General features: G+C 41.8%; 6 protein-coding genes. 4 read left to right on the top strand and 2 right to left on the bottom strand.

Annotation, left to right across the window (positions count from 1 at the left end):
* Positions 1-167: 167 nt before the first annotated feature.
* Positions 168-359 carry a DUF2949 domain-containing protein gene (locus tag EWV68_RS12595; RefSeq protein WP_002783933.1) on the bottom strand — a complete coding sequence of 64 codons (192 nt, stop codon included), beginning with the start codon at positions 357-359 and terminating at the stop codon, positions 168-170.
* Between the two features lie 269 nt (positions 360-628).
* Here EWV68_RS12595 and EWV68_RS12590 point away from each other — a divergent pair, with 269 nt between their 5' ends.
* A complete protein-coding gene (locus tag EWV68_RS12590) occupies positions 629-1,606 on the top strand; it encodes a glycosyltransferase (RefSeq protein ID WP_287169974.1) in 978 nt (325 codons plus the stop codon).
* Positions 1,607-1,789: 183 nt separating this feature from the next.
* Here EWV68_RS12590 and EWV68_RS12585 read toward each other — a convergent pair whose 3' ends face one another.
* Positions 1,790-1,975, bottom strand: a complete 186-nt coding sequence (locus EWV68_RS12585) for a hypothetical protein (RefSeq protein WP_139294327.1) — start codon at positions 1,973-1,975, stop codon at positions 1,790-1,792.
* A 214-nt stretch (positions 1,976-2,189) separates the two neighbouring features.
* On the opposite strand from EWV68_RS12585, the gene EWV68_RS12580 reads away from it, so the two are divergent.
* From EWV68_RS12580 to EWV68_RS12570, 3 genes are all read left to right on the top strand, one after another.
* Entirely contained in the window at positions 2,190-2,417 is a 228-nt protein-coding gene (locus EWV68_RS12580) for a DUF4351 domain-containing protein (RefSeq protein ID WP_072319605.1), read from the top strand.
* A gap of 70 nt (positions 2,418-2,487) precedes the next feature.
* Positions 2,488-3,960, top strand: a complete 1,473-nt coding sequence (locus EWV68_RS12575; RefSeq protein WP_061430932.1) for a BCD family MFS transporter — start codon at positions 2,488-2,490, stop codon at positions 3,958-3,960.
* Positions 3,961-4,074: 114 nt separating this feature from the next.
* Positions 4,075-4,512: a pentapeptide repeat-containing protein gene (locus tag EWV68_RS12570; RefSeq protein WP_061430931.1), complete on the top strand. Its 438-nt coding sequence runs from the start codon at positions 4,075-4,077 to the stop codon at positions 4,510-4,512.
* Positions 4,513-4,845 lie beyond the last annotated feature (333 nt).

Genomic DNA, 4,845 nt, shown 5'->3' with positions numbered 1-4,845 from the left:
ACTTAAACTAATAAAACGGAGAGGCTATGGCTTTAGAAACTTTCGGAATTTTTGGGTTAGAAGTATGTTATCTTGGCATCTTGTATGTTGATTTAGCATAAAGGGTAACGAAGAGCCCAATTCTCTTAATAAAAATGATAATTAATGAGCATATTCTTGGAAAATAATTATACAGTTTCCATCCAGTCAAAAACTTGATTCAATTGCGACAAATCGATTAAACCGTACTGCCATAAAACCATCGGCAAAGAACCCACCGATGCTTCACAGAGACGCAGGGCCATATCGAGGGAACGGGGAGAAATTGCTAATTTTTCCAAGAGGAAAGTGCGGAGTTGTTTTTGTTGATGAGCTTCCATGATTAAGGATCATTGGTAATGATAATCGGATTATTGAATAACTTATCCTCTATTAAAAAGAGATGCTTCCCTCACGGGGATCACCCAATTGGGTGATTTTGTCCACTAATCGGAATAATTTAAGAATTTATCCATAATATGTCCTACTATCCCGAAATTGCTAGTAGGGATATCAACACTTCCTTTACTTAGAAAAACGAGAAAGGGGAACTTTTGGGATAAGCTATTGATAACCTAGTTTTTGCTCGAGTAGGAGAGAATTTCCCTCAATGAGTCATGTTCCTCAAGTTTCCGTGATTATTCCTTGCTATAATCAAGGTCGCTATCTTGATGATGCGATCACATCTGTTTTAGTGCAAACATACCAAAACTTTGAAATCCTGGTCATTGATGATGGATCCACAGAACCAGAAACCATCGAGATTTTACAAGATTATCAACAGCCAAAAACCCGGATCATCCGCACAGAAAATCAAGGGGTTGCCACGGCCAGAAATCTAGGAATTGCCCAAGGGCAAGGAACCTATATTCTTCCTCTTGATGCCGATGATAAAATTGCCGATTCCTATCTAGAAAAAGCGGTTGCTTTGCTAGAAGGTAATGAGCAATTAGGTATAGTTTATTGCGAAGCGGAGTATTTTGGGGATAGACAAGGAATTTGGCCGCTGCCTGAGTATGAATTTCCCGATATATTAGTAGATAATATGATATTTTGCTCCGGTTTGTTTCGGAAATCCGATTGGGAAACTGTGGGGGGCTATAATACTAATTTAATTTATGGTTGGGAAGATCACGATTTTTGGTTATCTCTGATCGAATTAGGTCGAGAAGTCTATCGTATCCCAGAAGTGTTATTTTTCTATCGACAAAAAGCTGATTCTATGAGTCGCTCAATGACCGCAGAACACTATATTTATTCCTACACGCAACTTTTTTATAATCATCCCCAACTTTACTCCCAAAATATCCAAGCCATTTTTGCTGCTTTAGTCACCTTAAAAGTCGATATATTCGCTCAGTTGGAACAGGCTAGAGAACGAATTAAACAATTAGAAATTCATCAACAAGAATTGCAACAAGAATTGCAAAAAACCCAATTTGATTATCGAGAAAGAGACGAGGAATTACAAAAAGCTGACAGTAAAATAGCCGCCATGGAAAAAAGTAAATTCTGGCAAATGAGAAGAGCTTGGATTAAAATGCAAAAATTGCTAGGTTTGCTGGAAAAAGACCCAATTTATTCCTAAGGGAACTTCAACGCTAAACAAAGATCGAATCGATTATAATCATTACAGAGTAAGCACTTGACGATTTGACGTCTGGATCACGGTGCAAAGATTTAGATCGTCGATAATTCCTCGCAGGTTGGCGATTCCTCCCTGTTTCATGGTTTCTTCTAGTTCTTTACTTTCGGTTTCCCCGTATTGAGTCTATTTTAGTCGGTCTTTGGGGTTGTAGATTTTGGCATCGGTGAGGACAATGGGGAAGATACGATCATAGAAATCTCCATTTTGTGCGATCTCGATTAACTCGAACATACAGTTACAGGAAAATGGATAATACAATAGGAAAATCTTGGCCAAAGTAGCCACAAAAATTGATAAGTAGGGAGGCACAATTATTTGTAGGATGGGTTAGCGGTAGCGTAACCCATGCTGGCGTTGGGTTTCATGCTTCAACCCAACCTACGTTCATCTTATATTTAATTCCACCCACCTACTTAATATCAAGGGGAGAACTGAAAAAAGCAATTTAGCCGTTGCTACAGCAATTCTGGCAGGGTTATTATTAAGTAAGGAAATCACCAGAAACTTATTAAGGGAAGAAATTATGGGCGAATCAGTCATTGATCAGGACATCCAAGAAAAAGGAAGACAATCAGAAGCGGTTTCTTTGATTCTACGGCTACTTAACCGTCGTTTAGGTGAAATATCCTCAACTGTAAGCCAAAAAATCCAAGAACTATCTCTAGAACAATTCGCAACTTTAGGAGAAGCACTGCTCGATTTTACCAGCTTGACAGAGCTGACCACTTGGTTATCAGAGATAGAAACTTAAATCCCCAGAAGATGTCTGCTCGTCCTGCGTTAAATTTTTAAATACCGGCTTTTTTTGTATTGATTTAACCATGGCTACCAGCGATGTCTCCAATTCTACTCACTCATCCCCAAAACCCCTGCCAAAACTGGGACTTTTCACCATGTTTCGCTTAGGACTCTTTCAAATGGGACTAGGTATTATGTCCCTGCTGACTTTGGGGGTTCTCAATCGGATTATGATCGATGAGTTAAAAGTTTTACCCTTTCTCGCCACAGCTGCGATCGCTATGCACCAGTTTGTTAGTCCAGCACGCATCTGGTTTGGGCAAAGATCCGATGGTAAAACTATTTTTGGTCATCATCGCAGCGGTTATGTCTGGATTGGGGCGGCAGTTTTTACCGCTTTAGCTTTTATTGCTTTGCAGGTAGTCTGGCAATTGGGACTTAGTATTCAAACTTCGGGATGGAGTACCATTTCCTACGCCTGGATTGCCCTCTTAGCCTTAATTTTCGCCCTCTACGGACTCGCTTTAAGCGCCAGTTCCACCCCTTTTGCCGCCCTCTTGGTGGATGTGTCCGATGAAGATAATCGATCGCAATTAGTTGGTATAGTTTGGTCAATGCTGATGGTGGGAATCGTCGTCGGGGCGATCGTTAGTTCTCGTTTGCTGGATACTCCCAATATCTGCGGTACAAATATTTTGACCTATGATCCGACTCAATCAGCCCCTATAGCCAATATTCCGCAACTACAGGCGAATATTAACCCCGTGTTTGCGATTATGCCCGCTATCGTTTTCGGTCTCTGTATTTTAGCGACTTTTGGCGTAGAAAAAAAATATTCTCGTTTTAGTAGTCGGTCCACTCTTGTGCAAAGAGAGGATCAAATTACCTTTAAAGATGCCCTACAAGTTCTCACCGCTAGTCGGCAAACCGGTTTATTTTTCACCTTTCTGCTGATGATGACTTTGAGTTTATTTATGCAGGATGCAATTATGGAACCCTTTGGCGGCGAGGTTTTTGGGATGTGTATCGCCCAAACCACCCAATTGAACGCTTTTTGGGGAACCGGAACCCTTTTTGGTATTGCTGCCACGGGTTTTATGCTCATTCCCCGCATCGGTAAACAAAAAACCACTAAATATGGCTGTATTTTTGCAACAATTTGTTTTATTCTCTTGATTTTTGCTGGCTTTTCTGCTAACCAAAGTTTATTAAAATCAAGCTTGCTCTTTTTCGGTTTAGCTTCGGGAATGATTACCGCCGGAGCTACCAGTTTAATGTTAGATTTAACCGCCGCCGAAACCGCAGGAACTTTTATCGGCGCTTGGGGATTATCCCAAGCGATCGCCCGGGGATTAGCCACGGTTTTAGGCGGTACGATTTTAAATATCGGTAAAGTTGTCTTTTCTAGTCCGGTTTTAGCCTATGGCTTCGTTTTCCTCGTGCAAGCATTGGGAATGATCCTGGCAGTTTGGTTATTAAGTCGCGTCGATGTCAAGGAATTTAAGGAAAATGCCCGAGCAGCGATCGCAACGGTGATGAAAGGAGAGATCGACTAGCAAAAGCAAGTAAAAGTGAGATAACAGGAGAATTAGCCCGATCGGGGGAAGTTGGTTAGCCGCTTTTTTCCTATCCTAAAAGTAGAGAAGAAAACGAAAGAGGAGGCGAAAACGATGAAAAGGACTTTAATGATTGCCCTAGGTTCCCTAGCCTCCTTACTGCTGATTAACCCCGTCGGTGCGGAAAATCCTCAACAGGTACAACAATTATTGAATACGCGGGAATGTCCGGGCTGTGATCTCCGCGGTGCAGATTTAAGGGGGGCGCATCTAATCGGTGCTGATTTGAGAAAAGCGAATTTACAGGGAGCTAATCTGGAGGAAGCTAACTTAGAGGGCGCGGATTTGACGGATGCTAACCTAGAAGGCGCAAATTTGGCCGCAGCTTTTCTGACTAATGCCAGTTTCAATCAAGCTGATCTCGATGGAGTCAATTTCACCAGCGCCGTGATTTATGATGCCGATGTGACAGGTGCATCGATGGAGAGAATTAACTTGACAAATGCTCAGATTTATGGTACTGGCATCGCTGTGGGTGGTGGCAATCCCTAGATAGGGCGGGCTGAATAAGTATAAAAACCTTGTGGGGTAAGACTTTTAGACTTTTTTTATTAACGATCGCTTTTGATAATTTCCCCGATTGACTCTCATCGGGATTATGGGACATCTGGCGCGAGAATCATCAATTGTCCCTCCTTATCCTCGCGAATGGCTAGAATCGCCGGACGTTCATTTTCTGCCGACTGAGGGGATAACCCGCGAAAAACAGGCTCTTCGTTACCCTTTATGCTAAATCAACATACAAGATGCCAAGATAACATACTTCTAACCCAAAAATTCCGAAAGTTTCTAAAGCCATAGCCTCTCCGTTTTATTAGTTTAAGT

The organism is Microcystis sp. M_QC_C_20170808_M9Col, from assembly GCF_007095495.1.
In the GTDB taxonomy this organism is placed as follows: Bacteria; Cyanobacteriota; Cyanobacteriia; order Cyanobacteriales; family Microcystaceae; genus Microcystis; species Microcystis aeruginosa.
Note: the sequence above shows the minus strand (reverse complement) of the source record. Positions and strands in the feature narration are given on the sequence as shown.

Bases quoted from the DNA above. Each gene is read 5' to 3' on its own strand.
- EWV68_RS12595 (WP_002783933.1), bottom strand. From the start codon at position 359: ATGGAAGCTCATCAACAAAAACAACTCCGCACTTTCCTCTTGGAAAAA.
- EWV68_RS12590 (WP_287169974.1), top strand. From the start codon at position 629: ATGAGTCATGTTCCTCAAGTTTCCGTGATTATTCCTTGCTATAATCAA.
- EWV68_RS12580 (WP_072319605.1), top strand. From the start codon at position 2,190: ATGGGCGAATCAGTCATTGATCAGGACATCCAAGAAAAAGGAAGACAA.
- EWV68_RS12575 (WP_061430932.1), top strand. From the start codon at position 2,488: ATGGCTACCAGCGATGTCTCCAATTCTACTCACTCATCCCCAAAACCC.
- EWV68_RS12570 (WP_061430931.1), top strand. From the start codon at position 4,075: ATGAAAAGGACTTTAATGATTGCCCTAGGTTCCCTAGCCTCCTTACTG.